The sequence below is a fragment of the Rhodococcus sp. no. 34 genome (assembly GCF_054589475.1).
Genome location: NZ_BAAILK010000035.1, coordinates 698,005 through 700,999, shown reverse-complemented (window position 1 = coordinate 700,999; position 2,995 = coordinate 698,005). Strand labels below are relative to the sequence as shown.

Below are 2,995 nucleotides of genomic sequence, written 5' to 3'. Positions count from 1 at the left end.
GAGTGCTCCGCGGGTCGCGGAGCCACCGCCGCTACGCGGGCTACCCCGACCTACCGCGTAGTAACCACAACGAACAAGTGGGCTCGACGCACCGAGATCGTCGGCGCCAGGACGAGTGAGACCCCGGCCACCCCGAGGTTTCGATTTCTATTCGGCGGGAAGGAGGCATGTGCAGTGCATCCATCCAGAAGCCCGCGAGAAACTGCGTCACCCGAGGAGTATCGATATGCCGGACCAGTACGCAATGCAGGACCCGACCACGCGGTTCCCCGCTCCTGTGCGTGAGCGGCAGGCGGAGATCGCACACCCCGGTCTCACCGCAGACATGATTTCTCCTCCCGACCACGGTGAAAACACCTATCGAGGAAGCGGTCGACTCGAAGGAAGGCGTGCGATTGTCACCGGAGCGGATTCGGGCATCGGACGTGCGGTCGCGATTGCATTTGCCAGAGAGGGCGCGGACGTTGTCCTGAGTTATCTCGACGAGGAAGAACAGGACGCTCGGGAAACCGCTCGCTGGGTCGAGGAGGCAGGTCGCAAAGCCGTCTCGGTGCCGGGAGATCTCCGAAGCGAGGAACACTGTTCTGCTTTGGTCGAAACCGCGGTGCGTGAACTCGGCGGACTCGACATCTTGGTGAACAACGCCGCGTTTCAGATGGTGCAGATGGGCGGCATCGCCGATATCACCACCGAACAATTCGACCGTGTGATGAAAACCAACCTCTACGCACTATTTTGGCTCTCCAAAGCAGCGATCGCGCAGATGGAGCCCGGATCGACGATCGTGAATACCTCGTCCATCCAAGGTGCGTCCCCGTCGCCCGAGCTGCTCGATTACGCCACGACAAAGGCGGGCATCATCGACTTCACCAAGGGACTGGCCGCCGATGTCGCACGAAAGGGAATCAGGGTCAATGCCGTTGCACCTGGACCGATTTGGACGCCACTGATTCCGGCGACGATGCCCAAGGAGAAGTTCGAGACGTTCGGGGACGACGTTCCTCTCGGGCGGGCAGGTCAGCCGGCCGAGCTTGCTCCCGCCTATGTATTTCTCGCCTCTGGCGAATCCAGTTACACCACTGGGGAAGTCATCGGCGTGACGGGTGGAAAACCGCTCACCTGACAACCCTGGCCGCAACCGGGTGGAACTAGAGCCGCGACTTCTGCACCTTTCCCGTTGGAGTCAAAGGTAGCGCCTCGATGAACTCGACTGCATGGATGCGCTGGTAGGGAGCCACCTTCTCACTCACGTATTCCACGAGTTCGGATGCCGAAACCCTGGCCGCGCCCGGCGATCTTACGACGAAGGCCACCGGGATCTGCCCGACTTCGTCATTGGGCCTGCCGATCACCGCACTCTGCGCGACGCCGGGGTGGGAGCACAGCACCTCCTCGAGCTGAACCGGATATACGTTGTACCCCTTGTAGATGATCATGTCTTTGCTCCTGCCGACGACATACAGATTTCCATCGCTGTCGAATCTGCCCAAGTCGCCGGTCTTGAGCCAACCGTCACGAAATTGGAGCGCGGTCAGTTCGGGTGCGGCGAAGTACCCGGCGGTGACTTGCGGTCCACTCGCCCAGATCTCGCCCACTTCACCGGCTGTGACTTCCTCTTCGGTTTCCATGTCTCGCAATGATATTCGCGTGTCGAAGACCGGTAAGCCTACGCTGCCGATCGGTGATCGCGCATCTGGGTTGTTGAGTTGATTGGTGAGAATGGTTGTCGCCTCGCTGAGTCCGTAACCCTCGATGACCTTCGCGTTCGAGAATGTCTCGCCCATGCGACGCAACGTGGTCGTGTCGATGGGTGCAGCACCTGAGAACACCGAACGCACCGAACTCAAATCGTGAGTCGATTTGGTCGAGGCCTCGAGGAGTAGGTGGTAGAACGCCGGTGCGCCGATCAGTCTGTCGATCTTGTGGCGCTCGATGGTTGCGAGGTACTCGTGAGGATCGAACCTGCCGAGTACGAGGGTGGTGGTACCGGCAAGTACGTGATTGCACTGTCCGACGAGAGCCAGTCCGTGAAAATACGGTGCGACGACGGCAATGACGCCCTCGCCCATTCGCTCCGAATTCTCGTGTACAGCAGTGGGTACCGGAACCATCCGAATGCCACCGGCTTCGTCGCTTTCCGGAAGAGACGAGCTACGCCACGCTGTGGTCTGTATCGTGCTGGCCACCAGATTGCGGTGCAGAACCTGAACGCCCTTCGAGCGGCCTGTGGTGCCGCCGGTGAGCTGAAGATGTGCGACGCCTTGTGAACTCGCCAGTTTTCGGGTGAGGGCCGGCGACTCGAGAAGATGAGAGAGATCGACGTCACTGATTGCGCTGTCTTGCGACGGGCAGTTCGCCGGGGCCGCCGCGGTCGGGGGAGCGACGACGGTGAATTCGAGCCCCGAGTTCTGTGCCGCACGGAATGCCGCCACACTGGACGGGTGAACCACCGCGGCACGAGGCGAGAACTCTGCCAACAATTCTCGCAGTGTTTCCGTCGGCTGAGTGTGGTTGACCGGGCATGCCACGGCGCCGGCACACAGAATTCCGAAGTAGGCGACCGGGTACCACAGGGAATTGGGCATCAGGAGAACTACACGATCGCCAGGTCGAATGCCCCTGTCGGACAGTCCTTGCGCTATGCGGAGCGCGTGATCGTGGAGTTCGATGAAAGTGAGAGCCTGGTCGCCGTCCCGTAGGGCAATACGATCTCCGTAGGCGCGTGCCGAACCGGCGAGAACAGCGTCGAACGCAACGTCGGGATACTCGAGAGATACTGGCATGAAGGGCATTCCGTGCACATCTACTCCTGACGTAGTTAACCTGCCTGCATGGTCGCGGCGAGCTTCGGCCGCGTGTCGAAAGTGGGAGCGTGCTTTTCGCGAATGAGAACTTCCTGAGTGACAGTGGCAACCAAAACCCCGGTGCGGGTCCAGAATTCGCCACTGGACAGACCCCGTCCGTCCCCCGACGTAGGGCTGCGTTGAACGAACAG

3 protein-coding genes are annotated in these 2,995 nt (G+C 60.8%); 1 reads left to right on the top strand and 2 read right to left on the bottom strand.

The window, feature by feature from the left end; all coding sequences use genetic code 11:
* The first annotated feature begins 226 nt into the window (after window positions 1-226).
* Window positions 227-1,123, top strand: a complete 897-nt coding sequence (locus tag ACYP01_RS16475; protein ID WP_007735622.1) for an SDR family oxidoreductase — start codon at window positions 227-229, stop codon at window positions 1,121-1,123.
* 25 nt (window positions 1,124-1,148) lie between these two features.
* Here the strand turns inward: ACYP01_RS16475 and ACYP01_RS16470 are convergent, their stop codons facing one another.
* The gene (locus ACYP01_RS16470) at window positions 1,149-2,783 is read right to left on the bottom strand and encodes a class I adenylate-forming enzyme family protein (RefSeq protein WP_285181575.1); all 1,635 of its coding nucleotides are present in this window, start codon (window positions 2,781-2,783) and stop codon (window positions 1,149-1,151) included.
* A 35-nt stretch (window positions 2,784-2,818) separates the two neighbouring features.
* Entirely contained in the window at window positions 2,819-2,995 is a 177-nt protein-coding gene (locus ACYP01_RS16465; RefSeq protein WP_459681343.1) for a hypothetical protein, read from the bottom strand.

Excerpts from the sequence above, each read along its gene's own strand:
- ACYP01_RS16475 (WP_007735622.1), top strand. The coding sequence starts at position 227 with ATGCCGGACCAGTACGCAATGCAGGACCCGACCACGCGGTTCCCCGCT.
- ACYP01_RS16470 (WP_285181575.1), bottom strand. The coding sequence starts at position 2,783 with ATGCCAGTATCTCTCGAGTATCCCGACGTTGCGTTCGACGCTGTTCTC.